A 12652-nucleotide genomic window follows, 5' to 3' on the forward strand; every position below is an offset into this window, starting at 1 on the left:
GCGGTCGGTCCGACGCGCTCAGCGGTCGGGGAGCACGGCCTCGGGGGTGTGCAGCCGGGCCATGACCGACGCCGTCGCGGTCGGCACCGAGCGCGGCGTCGCCAGCGAGATGCCGATCATGACGACGACCGCCAGGGGAGCGGACCACGCCGCGGGCGCCTCGAGCAGGGGGCCCGACCAGCCGCTCGTGCCGCCCCCGAGGATGTTCAGGCTCGCCGCACCGATCGAGCAGGCGCCGCCGACGAGGATGCCGGCGGCCGCGCCGGGCGGGGTGAGCCGGCGCCACCACACACCGAGGATGACGAGCGGGGCGAAGGTCGAGGCGGCGATGGCGAAGGCGTGGCCGACGGCGAGCGAGATGCCGACGGGGTCGACGAGCTGGCTGATGACGAGCGGCACGAGGACGCCGACGACCGCGGCGACGCGGAAGGTCTGGACCGGGTGCGCGTCACCGGCGGTGCGCCGCAGCACGACGCGGCGCAGGACGTCCTGGTCGAGGGCACCGGCGACGGACAGGGCGAGCCCGGACGCGGTGGAGAGGAAGGCGGCGAAGGCCCCGCCGGCGAGCATCGCGGTGAGCACGTCGGCGCTCAGGCCCGGGACGACGGCCTGGGGCAGGCCGAGGACGACCTCGTCCGCGCGCACCCCGCCGGCCGGCAGGTACACGCGGCCCAGCACGCCGTAGACCGGTGGGAAGACGTAGAAGAGGCCGAGCAGGGCGAGCACGGCCACGGTCGTGCGGCGGGCGGCCCGGCCGTCGGGGTTGGTGTAGAAGCGCACGACGATGTGGGGCAGACCCATCGTGCCCAGGCACAGGGCGAGCAGGGTGCTGTACGTCGTGTAGAGCCGGTGGTCCTCGCGCGGGCCGGTGAGCGGCTCCCACCAGTGGTCGTCCGCCACGGGGGAGGGGGCGCCGTCGCGCAGCCAGACGAAGACGAGGACGAAGGCGGGCACGGCGATCGCCGAGAGCTTGATCCAGTACTGGAAGGCCTGGACGAGGGTGATCGAGCGCATGCCGCCGCCGACGACGCCCGCGGTGATGACGGCGGCGACGACGACCCCGCCGACCCACGTCGGCAGCCCGCTCACGTGCTGCAGCGCGAGCCCGGCCCCCTGCATCTGCGGCAGGAGGTAGAGCCAGCCGATGCCGACGACGAGACCGGCGCTCAGCAGGCGCACGGGCTGGGAGCGCAGCCGGACCTCGGCGAAGTCGGGCAGCGTGTAGGCGCCCGACCGGCGAAGGGGGGCCGCGACGAGGACGAGGAGGACGAGGTAGCCGATGGTGTAGCCGACCGGGAGCCACAGCATGTCGGCGCCCTGGGTGTAGACGAGACCGGCGACCCCCAGGTAGCTCGCGGCCGAGAGGTACTCGCCGCCGATGGCGCTCGCGTTGCGCCACGGGCTCACCGCCCGCCCCGCGACGTAGAAGTCGCTCGTGCCGCGGGCCAGGCGCATGCCGAGGACGCCCAGCGTCAGCGTCGCGACGCACACGAGGACGATGGCGCCGACGCTGGGCAGGCTCGCCCCCGTCGCCACCTCGGTCAGGCGCACCGCACCACCCCGTCGCCCCCGCTCACCGGTCGGCGACGACGTCGGCGAACTGCGCCTCGATCCGCTCCGCGGCCCGCGTGTACTGGCGCGCCGAGAGCACCGCCGCGGGGTAGACGAGCAGGCCGAGGACGAGCCACGGCAGCGGCAGACCGGCGACCTGGGCGCCGCGCACCGCAGGGACGAGGGCGAAGAGAGCCGGCAGCAGGCCGAGGACGAGCGCGAGGCTGGCGACGACGGTGAGGGCCAGGCGCAGCTGCGCGCGCACGAGGGAGTCGAGGTAGGCCGCGCCGAGCGGGCTCTGCTGCCCGATCTCCTCGTGGAGGGAGGGCCGGCGCGGCCGGGTGTCACCCGTGCGGGTCCGGGTGACCCGGACCCGCTGGGGAGGGTGGGTCACGGCCGCTCGCCGAGCCGCAGCAGGGTCGAGCGCAGGGCACGGGTGTGACGTCGCGAGACCTGCAGCTCGACGTCGCCGTCGACGACGACGGTGCACCGGCCCTGGTCCATGCGCACCTGGGTCACGTGGCGGGTCGAGACGATCGTGCTGCGGTGGATGCGCACGAAGCCGGCCTCGGACCAGCGCTCCTCGAGCGAGGCGAGGGGCACGCGCACGAGGTGCGACCCGGTCGCCGTGTGCAGCCGCGCGTAGTCGCCGTGGGCCTGGACGTAGCGGATGTCGGCCCGGGAGACGAAGCGGGTGACCCCGCCGAGCTCGACGGGGATCGTCTCGTCGTCGTCCTCGCCCGTGCGGTCGGCCCGCTCGATGCTCACGAGGCAGCGGCGCACGGCCTCGCCGATCCGCTCCTGGCGCACCGGCTTCATGACGTAGTCGACGGCGTCGAGGTCGAAGGCGTCCACCGCGTGCGCGTCGTGGGCGGTGACGAAGACGACGGCGGGCGGGTCGGCGAAGCGCTTGATGACCCGCGCGAGCTGCATGCCGTCGAGCCCGGGCATGGAGATGTCGCTGAAGACGACGTCGATGCTCTCGTGCTCGAGAGCCGCCAGCGCGGCGGTGCCGCTGGGGGCTGCGAGCACACGGGACACCCGCGGGTCCTGGTCGAGGACCCACGCGAGCTCGCCGCGAGCAGGCGCCTCGTCGTCGACGACGAGGACGACGAGGCCGTCGCCAGGTGCTTCGCTCCCTCCGGCCATGGGTGTCACCCTAGGACGAGCCGGTGACGGCCGGGGAGAACTTCGGCACCCGGAAGGACACGCGCATGCCGGCACCGGGGGCCGTCTCGACGACGAGCCCGTAGCCCTCGCCGTAGACCTGGCGCAGGCGGGCGTCGACGTTGCCCAGGCCCACGGAGTCGCTGCGGCTCTGCCCGTCGAGGATCTTGCGGATGGCCGAGGGGTCCGCCCCGACCCCGTCGTCCTCGACGCTGATCTCGGCCTCGGAGCCGAGGTCGGCGACCGACAGGGTCACCGTGCCGGGCCCGTCCTTGGCGGCCAGGCCGTGCCGGACGGCGTTCTCGACGAGCGGCTGGATCGCGAGGTAGGGCAGCTGCACCGGGAGCACCTCGGGGGCGACGCGAAGGGTGATCCCGAGGCGCTCGCCGAAGCGTGCCTGCTCGAGGACGAGGTAGCGCTCGACGTTGCGCAGCTCCTCCTGCAGGGTCGTGTACGCGCCGCCGCGACGCAGCGCGTAGCGGGTGAAGTCGGCGAACTCGAGGAGCAGCTCGCGCGCCCGGGCGGGGTCGGTGCGCACGAAGGAGGCGATGGCGGCCAGGGAGTTGTAGATGAAGTGCGGGCTGATCTGGGCACGCAGCGCACGCAGCTCGGCCTCCATCGCCCGCGTGCGCTCGAAGGAGAGCTCGGCGAGCTCGACCTGCGTCGCGACCCACCCGGCGAGCTCCTCGACCGCGCGGGTCAGCCCCGCGGAGGTGCGGGGCGCGTACACCGCGAGGGCTCCGACGACGCCGGTGTCGAGCTGGATGGGGGCGATGACGGCGGCCCGGACCGGGCACTCGGTCGAGGTGCACGTCACCTCGTCGGGCCCGAGGACGACGGTGCGCCCGGACAGGGCTGCCGCGGCCTGGTCGACGACGGCGGGCAGGTGATGACGGCCCTCGCCCTCCCAGACGATGACCGAGGTCCGGTCGCAGATCGCCAGGGCCGGGGTGGCCATGAGCGCGCGGAGGAAGGGCGCGGCCCGGGTGCAGCCGTCGTCGGTGAGGCCGTCGGCGAGATGACGAGCGGCCAACGAGGCGGTGTGGAGGGTCTCGTAGGTGGCCTGGTCGCCGACGGAGATGAAGCCGCGGGGCTTCGAGCGGGCGCGGTACAGCGTGACGAGCGCGACGAGCGCGGCGGCCGCCGCGGCCACCACGAGCGCCGTCGGCAGGTCGAGCCCCGTCATGGGCGGACAGCCTACGGGCGAGCCCACCGTAGGGTGTGCGTCGTGCCCGAGATCGTCTCTGCCCTGCATCGTCTCGCCGAGCTCGAGGACGTCGCGGCGGCCAGCGAGCGTGCCCGCGAGGCGTGCACCGCGCTGCGCTGGCACGAGGGCCTGCGCCGCCGCACCCCGGAGGCCGCCGCCGAGTCGCGGGTGCGCGGGGCCTGGGCGAGCGCCGAGCTCGACGGGGCACGCTCCAGCGCCACGATCGTGCGCGACCTCATGCGCGGTGCCCGGGAGCGCTCCTCGCAGCCCGACCCCGCCGAGCGCGTCATCCACGGCGCCATGGCCGCGACCGCGGAGACCGAGCACCTCGGCTCGCTCGCCCTCTCCGCGCCCGGTCAGGTGCTGGCCCGTCTGCACACCGTCGCCGCCGCCGAGCTCGTCACGGACCGCGAGCAGCTCGGCCGGCCGCGGCGCGCCGACGAGGGCTGCGACGAGCTCGTCGACCTCGGCCCCGCCCCCCAGGGGGAGGAGCTGCGGGTGCGCCTGGCGGGCGTCGTCGAGCTCATGAGCAGCGCCGACCAGGCGCCCGCGCTCGTCGTCGCCGCGGTGGTCCATGCCGAGATCGCGACGATCCGCCCCTTCGTCGTCGGCAACGCCCTCGTCGCCCGCGCCGTCGAGCGGGTGCTCGTGCGGGCCACCGGGCTCGACCCGACGGGGGTCGCCGTGCCCGAGGCCGGTCACGGCTCGCAGGGCGGGCCGGCCTACCTGGGTTCGCTCACCGGCTACGCCCAGGGCGGCAGCGACGGGGTGCGCCTGTGGCTGCGCCACTGCGGCGACTCGATGGTCGAGGCCGCCCAGGAGGGGGCCCGGGTCGCGGACTCCGTGCGCGCGGGTCGCCTTGTGTGACAGCGGCTTTACCAAAGCCTTACAAACGGATTGTGCCCCTCTCTGATGCGGATCCTTCTGCGAATGTAGAGTCGATGACGTCGCTCCCTCCTCGGAGGTCGTAGCGGCGAGCGCACCAGAGCTCCCTCCCCCCGGGGTCTGGCGCGTGAGGTGGCCCCGGTCGATCCCCCCCGACCGGGGCCACCGCTATGTCTGCCCCCTGCCGACGTGCCGCGTCTTCGACCGGCTCGTCCACAGGGGCGACGGCGCCGCGTCCGCCGTCCACAGGCTCGGCGGCGGGCGCGCGGGGCCTGCGGCGGCCGGGGGAGCGTGTCGGGCATGCATCCCGTCCTGCTGCTCATCGGCGCCTCGGGCGGTCTGGGCGCCTCGACGCTCGCGGCGGTCCTCGCCCAGCAGCTCGACGGCACGCTCGTCGACGGGCTGCTCGACGGGTCCGGCGCCGACACGACCCTCGTGCTCGAGGACGAGCCCGGGCTGCGCTGGCCCGACCTCGCCGGTCTCGACGGCGACGTCGACCCCGCCCGGCTCGTGCGTCACCTGCCCGGCTCCAGGCCACCCGTGCTCTCGGCGGCCGGCCCGGGCCGGGTGGGGCCGGACGCGGTGCGGTGCGCGCTCGCCGCCCTGCGCCAGGCGGCCCCCGTCGTCGTCGACCTGCCCGCGGCCGTCCACCGGGCCGAGCCATGGCTCGCCGTCGCCGACGTCGCCGTGGTGCTCTGCGGCCTGCGCCCGCGACAGGTGCGCGACGCGGCGGCCGTCGTCGGGTCCTTGCGCGAGCACGGCCTCGACGCCCATCTCGTCACCCGGGGCTCGCGCCGTGCAGAGCCGGCGGGACAGGAGGTCGCAGGGCACCTGCAGGCGCCCTGGCTCGACCACCTCGAGGACCACCCGGGCGTGCCGCGCGACGAGGGTGCCGGCTGCCCCCCGCGGGCCCGCGGTCCGCTCGGACGGGTCGCCCGCGAGATCGGCGAGGTCGTGCCCGGGGCGGACGGGAGCGGAGAGCTGCGATGGCTGCGCCGGGCGGGCTGAGCGGGTCGGGCACGCCCGACGAGCTCATCCGGCGCGGGGCGACGCCGAGCGTCCCGACGATCGGGCAGGTCGCGCGCGCGGAGTCGGTGCGCCTGGGCGACCGGGGCGTGCGGCGTCGCGAGCACGAGCTGCGCTCGGCCCTCGTGGGGCTCGGCCCGCTCGAGCCCGTGGTCGCCGATCCCTCGGTGACCGACGTCCTCGTCAACGGCGACGGTCAGGTATGGGTCGACCGCGGCGAAGGGGTGGAGCGCGCCCCGGTGGTCGTCGGCGACCCGGTCGACGTGCGGCGCCTGGCGACCCGTCTCGCCGGGCTGGCCGGCCGACGTCTCGACGACGCCCAGCCGTGGGTCGACGGCCTGCTGCCCGACGGGTCCCGCCTGCACGCCGTGCTCCCGCCGCTCGTCGACGGGGGAGCCCACGTCAGCCTGCGCATCCCGCGCCACCGCCACCGCGACCTCGACGACCTCGTCGGCACCGGCATGCTCGACGACGAGACCGCCGAGCGGCTGCGCCAGGCCGTGGCGCAGCGTCGCTCGGTCGTCGTCAGCGGGGGCACCGGCACCGGCAAGACCACCTTGCTCGCCGCGATGCTCGCCTGCGTGCCCGCCGACGAGCGGATCCTGCTCGTCGAGGACGTCGCGGAGATGAGCGTCGATCACCCGCACACGGTCCGGCTGCAGTCGCGCAGCGCCAACACCGAGGGCGTGGGGCGGGTCAGTCTCGACGAGCTCGTGCGCCAGGCGCTGCGGATGCGGCCCGACCGGCTCGTCGTCGGCGAGGTGCGTGGCCCCGAGGTGCGCGAGCTCCTCATGGCGCTCAACACGGGCCACGAGGGCGGCTGCGGGACCGTCCACGCGAACGCCGCGGCCGACGTGCCCGCCCGTCTCGAGGCGCTCGGGACCCTCGCCGGCATGGCACCCGAGGTGACGCGCGCCCAGGTCGCCCTCGCCGTCGACCTCGTCGTCCACCTGCGCCGGGGCCCGCGGGGACGCCGGGTCGAGGAGGTGGTCGCCATGGGCGACCTCGTCGGCCGATGACCCCGGCCGTCGTCGTCCTGCTCGTCCTCGCGGCGCTGACCTGGCCGGGCCGGGCGACGCCGGGCGGGCGGACGTGGTCGGCGGCGGGCCTGCGGCGGGTGCGCCGACGCGACGAGCTCGGCCTCGAGGAGGCCGCAGCGCTCGCCGAGCTCCTCGCGATGGGCCTGCGCAGCGGGGGAGCGCCCGCCCGGGTCGTCGAGGTCGTCGCCCCGGACGTCCCGGACGCCGCTCGGGTCCTGCTCGACGAGCTGGGCCGTGAGCTGGCCGCGGGCCGGACCGGCGAGCAGACGTGGGCGAGGTGGGCCGGTGAGCACCCGGCGCTGGCACCGTGCGCCTCGGCCTGGCGGCTGAGCCAGCGGTGCGGCGTGCCGCTCGCCCCTGCGCTGGAGCAGGCGGCGTGCTCGGCACGAGCGGCCCTGTCGGCCCGGCGCCGGCTCGACGCCGCGAGCGCCGGTGCCCGGGCGACGATGGGGCTGCTCACCCTGCTGCCCGTCGTCGGCCTGCTGGCGGGGCTGGCCCTCGGCGTCTCGCCGGCGGCGCTGCTCGGCTCGCCCGCGGCCCTCGTCAGCCTCGCGACCGGCGTGGTGCTCACCGTGCTCGGCTGGGCCACGAGCCGGGCCGTCCTGCGTCGCGCGACGAGACCGAGATCGGCGTGACACCCGCGCTCGTGGCCCTCGTGCTCGCCGCGGCCCTCGTGTGGCCGCCCCGGGCGCGGGCCGCGCCCGGACCCCTTCGCCCGGGTGACGACGCCCCGTCGCCCCTGCTCTCCCAGGTCGCCGACGCGACCGACCTCCTCGCGCTCTCGCTCGTCGCCGGCCGCGGCATCACCGAGGCGCTCGACGCCGTCGCCGACGTCAGCGAACCGGCCGTGGCGCTCGACCTCCGACGGGTGGGCGCCGCGCTGAGGTGGGGGCGCGAGATGCGCGCCGCATGGTCCTACGCGAGCCCGGGCTGGGCCCCGGTCGCCACGGCGCTCGTCGTCTCCTCGGAGTGCGGGGCCCCCGCGAGCGAGGTGCTCGCCGGGGCGGCGGCGCGGATCCGAGAGGGCGAGGCCCGCCGGCTCGAGGCCGCGGCTGCGCGCGCCGGCGTGCTGCTCGTCGTGCCGCTCGGGCTGTTCTTCCTGCCCGCCTTCGTCGCCATGGCCGTCGTGCCGATGCTCCTCGTCCTGCTCGGGCAGAGCCTGCGCTGAGCCGGCGCCCACCCCTCGCCTCGCGGGTCGTCCGCAGGTCTCGCGCGGTTCGGGGTGCCCGGGGGAGCCAGGGCACGCCCGATCACCTCGACCGGGTGCCGGCACCGGGGTGCGCCGTCCACACCCCGTGCTCGGCGCGGGCCCCGGTCCACAGGAGCGCGGCGAGAGCGGCGTCGCCGCGGCGCACCGACTTCGCTGGAGGTGCCGCGGCGCACCAGGCGCCGCGCGACCCGATGGAGGAGACATGAGAGCGACACTGACCCGCGCCGTGCGGCGCGGACGGCTGGCCTGCGAGGCCGGCATGACCACCGCGGAGTACGCGGTGGGGACCCTGGCGGCGGTGACCTTCGCCCTCGTCCTGCTCGCCGTGGTGAAGTCCGGCGCGGTGAAGTCCGGGCTCGCCGGTGTCATCACCGAGGCGCTGGGCCTGCGCTGAGCGGTGGCGGGGCGCCGCCGGGACGGTCACCGCGGAGATCGCGGTCGCCGTCCCGGCCGTCGTCCTCGTCCTCTCGCTCGCGCTGTCCGGCATCGCCCTCGGCGCCGACTCCGTGCGCTGCCACGACGCAGCCCGCGTCGGCGCGCGCGAGCTCGCCCGCGGCGAGAGCGAGCAGCGGGCCGTCTCCGACGCCCGGCGGGCGCTGCCACGGGGGTCGAGCGTGACGGCCAGCCGGTCGGGCGACCAGGTCGTCGTCGTCGTGAGCGTCCCGCCGCCGTCCGCCCTGCGCAGCATCGGGGTGGGGTCCGGGCCGCGGTGCTCGTCGACGGCGCGGGTCGAGGAGGTCACCTGATGCAGGGGCGTCGCGGTGCGGGGGAGCGGGGCTCAGGGAGCGTCCTCGTCCTCGGCATGGTCGCCGCGGTGCTCGTCGTGCTCACCGCGACCCTCGTCCTCGCCGGCGCGCTCACGGCGGCCCACCACGCACGCGGGGCGGCCGACCTCAGCGCGCTCGCGGCCGCGGGCGAGGCGGTCGACGGGGCGTCGTCGGCAGCGGCCTGCGGGGTGGCCGCAGACCTCGCGCGCGTCAACGGCGCGACGCTGCGGTCGTGCGTGGTGGGGCCCGACGGTGTGGTGGACGTCGAGGTCGTCGTCGCCGTCCCTCTCCACGTCGCGGGGGTCACGCCACGCACGATGCCGGGACGGGCCAGAGCCGGCCCGGCGCAGGGGCAGCGGTGACGACGTCCTGCGCCCCGTGCTCAGGCGCGGGGCGGCAGCCCGCCGTCGGGCCGGCCGCGGCGGGCGTCCTCCTCGGCGACCGCGGCACGCTCGCGCGCCGTCTCGGTCGCCAGGTGCTGGTCGTGCAGCTCGCGCTCGTGCTGACGGTCGAGCTCCTCGCGCTCGCGCACCCGGGCGGCCTCGTCCTCGGCGCGACGCTGCTGGGCCTCGCGCTCGAGGTCCTTGCGCTCGCGCCGCAGCCGCGCCTTGCGGGCGAGGGCCGAGCGCATGAGGACCAGACCGAGCCAGGCGAGGAACATCACGGCCATGCCGGCGACGACGAGCGCGAGCGGGTTGAGCGAGACGGTGACGGTGTCGAGCAGCGAGATGTCGACCTTCTGGCCGGCGACGTCGGGCGAGCCCGTGCCCATGACGAGGACGACACCGACGAGGATCGCGACGACGAGGATGATCAGACCCAGGACGACCATGACGAGAGCTCCGTTCGGGGGAGGCGTCGGCCTCCCGGGACCGGGGGCCGTCGTGCGGGCGGTGCGTCGAGCACACTAGCCCCGCTCGGCAAGGATCGCGCCCAGGAGCGCGACGGCAGCATCCTTGTCCAGGGGCTCGTTGCCGTTGCCGCACTTGGGCGACTGCACGCACCGCGGGCAGCCCCGCTCGCACGGGCAGTCACGCACCAGCTCGAGGGTGGTGCGCCACCACGTCGGCGCCATGTCGTGCGCCCGGTGCGCGAAGCCCGCGCCCCCGGGGTACCCGTCGTAGACGAGCACCGTCGGCAGCCCCGTGTCGGGGTGGACGTCGGTCGAGACCCCGCCGATGTCCCACCGGTCGCACGTCGCGAGCAGGGGCAGGGTCGCGATCGCGGCGTGCTCTGCCGCGTGGGCGGCGCCGGGGACGTCGGCCTCGTCGACCCCTGCCTCGGCGAGCAGGTCGGGCGTCATCGTCCACCACACGCCGCGCGTCGTGAGGACCTGCTCGGGCAGCTCGAGCTGGTGAGTGCCGATGATCTCGCCGCCGGGGAGCCGCCGCACGAAGGAGGTGACCTGGCGGCGCACCCGCACGACCCCGCGGCACAGCCGCATCCGGCCGTAGGCCGCCGAGGACTCCTCGCGGACGATGTCGAAGGAGGAGCGGGACTGCGCCGTCGTCGACCAGCCCGGGTCGCCCCGCACCACGGTGGCGGTCGAGCCGTCGAGGTCGAGATCGGTGACGACGTAGGTCTGCCCCTGGTGCACGTGCACCGCGCCGGTGTGCACGGAGGTGTGCGCGGCGGCTGCGTCCACCGTGCCGACGACCCGGCCCGTGCGCCCCTCGACGACGCTGACGACCGGGCCGGCACCGCGCAGCGAGAGGTGGTCGCCCGGGCGGTCCTCCCGGGCCCAGAACCATCCCGCGGGTCTGCGGCGGAGCACCTTGCGGTCCGTGAGCACCTCGAGCACGCCCGCGAGACCGGGCCCGAACCACCGCTCGTCCTCGAGGGTGACCGGCACCTCGGCGGCGGCCGCGGCCACGTGCGGCGCGAGCACGTGGACGTTGCCCGGGTCCATGACGATCGCCTCGACCGGGTCGCCGAAGACGTACTCGGGGTGCTGGAGCACCCAGCTGTCCAGGGGGTCGTCGGCGGCGACCGAGACGACGAGCGCGTCGCGCCCGGCGCCGCCCCCGTCGCGTCCTGCTCGTCCGGCCTGCTGCCACCACGAGGCCCGGCGCCCCGGCCAGCCGGCGACGACGACGGCGTCGAGGCCGGTGATGTCGACGCCGAGCTCGAGCGCGTTCGTCGCGGCGACCGCCATGAGGTCGCGCGAGCGCATCCGCTGCTCGAGCTCGCGGCGCTCCTCCGGCAGGTACCCGCCGCGGTAGGCCGCCACCCGCCCGGCGAGGTCGGGGCGGGCGAGCTCGAGACGGTCGCTGACCTGCGCGGCGAGCGACTCCACGCCGGCCCGCGAGCGGGCGAAGGCGAGGGTCTGCACGTCGTCGCCGACGAGGGCCGCGACGACGTCGGCCGCCTCCGCGGTGAGCGAGCGGCGCGACCCGTCGGCCTGCTCCGGCGGCTCCCACAGGACGCAGGTGCGGCCGGCGCGCGGGGAGCCGTCGTGGGTCACGGCGACGACCTCGCGACCGACGAGGGCGTGCGCGTGCCGGGCGGGCTCGGCGACGGTCGCCGAGGCGAGGACGACGCTCGGGTGCGCCCCGTAGCGCTCGGCCACGCGCAGCAGGCGCCGCAGGACGAGCGAGACATGGGTGCCGAAGACCCCGCGGTAGGCGTGGCACTCGTCGACGACGACGTAGGACAGGGACCGGAAGAAGGGCGCCCACCCGCGGTGCCCGGGCAGCATCGAGTGGTGCACGAGGTCGGGGTTGGTGAGCACGATCTGGGCGTGCTCCCTGATCCAGCGCCGCTCGTCGGTCGGGGTGTCGCCGTCGTAGGTCGCCGCCCGCACACCGGGCACCGCCATCGCCTCGACCCGGGCCAGCTGGTCGGCGGCGAGCGCCTTCGTCGGCGCGAGGTAGAGGGTCGTCCCCCCGCGGATCGAGTGCCGCCCGCTCGGCGGTCCCTCGATCGCGGCGGTGAGCGCCGGCAGCAGGTAGCCGAGCGACTTGCCCGAGGCCGTGCCCGTCGAGACGACGACGTCGTGACCGGCGTGCGCGAGCTGGGCGACCTGCTCCTGGTGCGACCACAGCTGCTCGACCCCGGCGCTCGCGAGCGCCCCGCGCACGGCCGGCGCGACCCACTCCGGCATCGGTGCGTGCTGGGCCGCCCGGGCCGGCAGGTGCTCCGCATGGCGGACCCGTCCGGGCAGCCGGCTCTCCAGGGCACGCAGACGCCCGTCCTGCCGGGCCGCGCCGACGTCGGCGGGACCGGGCGCGGTCCCCCTTCGCCCTGGACAGGGGCCGCCCGTCTGCGCTCTGGGCTCGGTGCTGCCGCTCACGGTGGTCTACGGTAAGCGCGGACGAGCAGGGCGGGACCGACACCCCGCGCGACCTGCGCAGACGTCCGTACGTGAGGCGCCCACCCGGGCGCCCTGGCCAGGAGGCGGTACCAGTGGCTCTGACGATCAGCACCAGCAACAGCAATGGAGCGGTCGTCGTGCACTGCACCGGCGAGATCGACGTGTCCACCGCGTCCCAGCTGCGCGACGCGGTCCAGCAGGTCATCCTCGGCGGCAGCCGCAGCGTCGCCATCGACATGACCGGCGTGAGCTTCATGGACTCGACCGGTCTCGGCGTCGTCGTCGGCCGGCTGAAGACGCTGCGCCGCGAGGGCGGCACGCTGACCATCGCCGCGACCGCCGAGCGGGTGCGCCGGGTCTTCGAGATCACCGGTCTCGACAAGGTCTTCGTGCTCTACCGCGACCCCGCCGACGCGGCTCGCGCCGCCGCCGAGACGACGGGGTGACCTCGGAGTAGGGTGACGGCCACTCGCCCACCTCAGCCGG

At 76.1% G+C, this 12652-nt stretch carries 15 protein-coding genes; 9 read left to right on the top strand and 6 right to left on the bottom strand.

Annotated elements, in window-relative coordinates:
• Window positions 1–18: 18 nt before the first annotated feature.
• From LIV55_RS12920 to LIV55_RS12935, 4 genes are read right to left on the bottom strand one after another with little or no spacing between them, the layout of a single operon-like run.
• Complete coding sequence (locus LIV55_RS12920) at window positions 19–1551, bottom strand: sodium/solute symporter (protein WP_308012912.1); 1533 nt, start codon at window positions 1549–1551, stop codon at window positions 19–21.
• Window positions 1552–1573: 22 nt separating this feature from the next.
• The gene (locus LIV55_RS12925; protein WP_068272935.1) at window positions 1574–1945 is read right to left on the bottom strand and encodes a hypothetical protein; all 372 of its coding nucleotides are present in this window, start codon (window positions 1943–1945) and stop codon (window positions 1574–1576) included.
• Window positions 1942–2700, bottom strand: coding sequence for a LytR/AlgR family response regulator transcription factor (locus LIV55_RS12930; protein WP_123091345.1), 759 nt, complete (start codon window positions 2698–2700; stop codon window positions 1942–1944). The genes LIV55_RS12925 and LIV55_RS12930 overlap by 4 nt, the downstream gene beginning before the upstream one ends.
• Window positions 2701–2710: 10 nt before the next feature.
• Entirely contained in the window at window positions 2711–3904 is a 1194-nt protein-coding gene (locus LIV55_RS12935) for a sensor histidine kinase (protein ID WP_123091344.1), read from the bottom strand.
• A 42-nt stretch (window positions 3905–3946) separates the two neighbouring features.
• Between LIV55_RS12935 and LIV55_RS12940 the strand changes: the two genes are divergently transcribed.
• From LIV55_RS12940 to LIV55_RS12975, 8 genes are all read left to right on the top strand, one after another.
• Window positions 3947–4792, top strand: a complete 846-nt coding sequence (locus tag LIV55_RS12940; protein WP_229300495.1) for a Fic family protein — start codon at window positions 3947–3949, stop codon at window positions 4790–4792.
• Window positions 4793–5110: 318 nt separating this feature from the next.
• Window positions 5111–5818 (top strand): CpaE-like family protein, encoded by a 708-nt coding sequence (locus tag LIV55_RS12945; RefSeq protein ID WP_229300496.1) that lies wholly within the window; start codon window positions 5111–5113, stop codon window positions 5816–5818.
• Complete coding sequence (locus tag LIV55_RS12950) at window positions 5797–6855, top strand: TadA family conjugal transfer-associated ATPase (protein WP_229300497.1); 1059 nt, start codon at window positions 5797–5799, stop codon at window positions 6853–6855. The genes LIV55_RS12945 and LIV55_RS12950 overlap by 22 nt, the downstream gene beginning before the upstream one ends.
• A complete protein-coding gene (locus tag LIV55_RS12955) occupies window positions 6852–7511 on the top strand; it encodes a type II secretion system F family protein (protein ID WP_229300498.1) in 660 nt (219 codons plus the stop codon). The genes LIV55_RS12950 and LIV55_RS12955 overlap by 4 nt, the downstream gene beginning before the upstream one ends.
• Window positions 7508–8044 (top strand): type II secretion system F family protein, encoded by a 537-nt coding sequence (locus LIV55_RS12960; RefSeq protein WP_163562483.1) that lies wholly within the window; start codon window positions 7508–7510, stop codon window positions 8042–8044. Before LIV55_RS12955 ends, LIV55_RS12960 begins: the two co-directional genes overlap by 4 nt.
• A 244-nt stretch (window positions 8045–8288) precedes the next feature.
• Complete coding sequence (locus tag LIV55_RS12965; RefSeq protein ID WP_068272951.1) at window positions 8289–8480, top strand: DUF4244 domain-containing protein; 192 nt, start codon at window positions 8289–8291, stop codon at window positions 8478–8480.
• The gene (locus LIV55_RS12970) at window positions 8449–8832 is read left to right on the top strand and encodes a TadE family type IV pilus minor pilin (RefSeq protein ID WP_229300499.1); all 384 of its coding nucleotides are present in this window, start codon (window positions 8449–8451) and stop codon (window positions 8830–8832) included. The genes LIV55_RS12965 and LIV55_RS12970 overlap by 32 nt, the downstream gene beginning before the upstream one ends.
• Window positions 8832–9215, top strand: a complete 384-nt coding sequence (locus LIV55_RS12975) for an Rv3654c family TadE-like protein (protein ID WP_229300501.1) — start codon at window positions 8832–8834, stop codon at window positions 9213–9215. The genes LIV55_RS12970 and LIV55_RS12975 overlap by 1 nt, the downstream gene beginning before the upstream one ends.
• Window positions 9216–9235: 20 nt before the next feature.
• On the opposite strand, the gene LIV55_RS12980 is transcribed toward LIV55_RS12975, so the two are convergent.
• Both LIV55_RS12980 and sftH read right to left on the bottom strand, forming a co-directional pair.
• Complete coding sequence (locus LIV55_RS12980; RefSeq protein WP_191563073.1) at window positions 9236–9685, bottom strand: hypothetical protein; 450 nt, start codon at window positions 9683–9685, stop codon at window positions 9236–9238.
• Window positions 9686–9760: 75 nt separating this feature from the next.
• A complete protein-coding gene (gene sftH / locus LIV55_RS12985) occupies window positions 9761–12145 on the bottom strand; it encodes a DEAD/DEAH box helicase (RefSeq protein WP_308012913.1) in 2385 nt (794 codons plus the stop codon).
• 113 nt (window positions 12146–12258) lie between these two features.
• On the opposite strand from sftH, the gene LIV55_RS12990 reads away from it, so the two are divergent.
• Window positions 12259–12612 (top strand): STAS domain-containing protein, encoded by a 354-nt coding sequence (locus LIV55_RS12990; RefSeq protein ID WP_068272960.1) that lies wholly within the window; start codon window positions 12259–12261, stop codon window positions 12610–12612.
• The last annotated feature ends 40 nt before the right edge of the window (window positions 12613–12652 follow it).

Origin of the sequence: Janibacter melonis, from assembly GCF_020567375.1 — a bacterium.
Lineage (GTDB): Bacteria > Actinomycetota > Actinomycetes > Actinomycetales > Dermatophilaceae > Marihabitans > Marihabitans melonis.

Bases quoted from the DNA above. Each gene is read 5' to 3' on its own strand.
- LIV55_RS12980 (WP_191563073.1), bottom strand. From the start codon at position 9,685: ATGGTCGTCCTGGGTCTGATCATCCTCGTCGTCGCGATCCTCGTCGGT.
- LIV55_RS12945 (WP_229300496.1), top strand. From the start codon at position 5,111: ATGCATCCCGTCCTGCTGCTCATCGGCGCCTCGGGCGGTCTGGGCGCC.
- LIV55_RS12935 (WP_123091344.1), bottom strand. From the start codon at position 3,904: ATGACGGGGCTCGACCTGCCGACGGCGCTCGTGGTGGCCGCGGCGGCC.
- LIV55_RS12930 (WP_123091345.1), bottom strand. From the start codon at position 2,700: ATGGCCGGAGGGAGCGAAGCACCTGGCGACGGCCTCGTCGTCCTCGTC.
- LIV55_RS12965 (WP_068272951.1), top strand. From the start codon at position 8,289: ATGAGAGCGACACTGACCCGCGCCGTGCGGCGCGGACGGCTGGCCTGC.
- LIV55_RS12955 (WP_229300498.1), top strand. From the start codon at position 6,852: ATGACCCCGGCCGTCGTCGTCCTGCTCGTCCTCGCGGCGCTGACCTGG.
- LIV55_RS12950 (WP_229300497.1), top strand. From the start codon at position 5,797: ATGGCTGCGCCGGGCGGGCTGAGCGGGTCGGGCACGCCCGACGAGCTC.
- LIV55_RS12975 (WP_229300501.1), top strand. From the start codon at position 8,832: ATGCAGGGGCGTCGCGGTGCGGGGGAGCGGGGCTCAGGGAGCGTCCTC.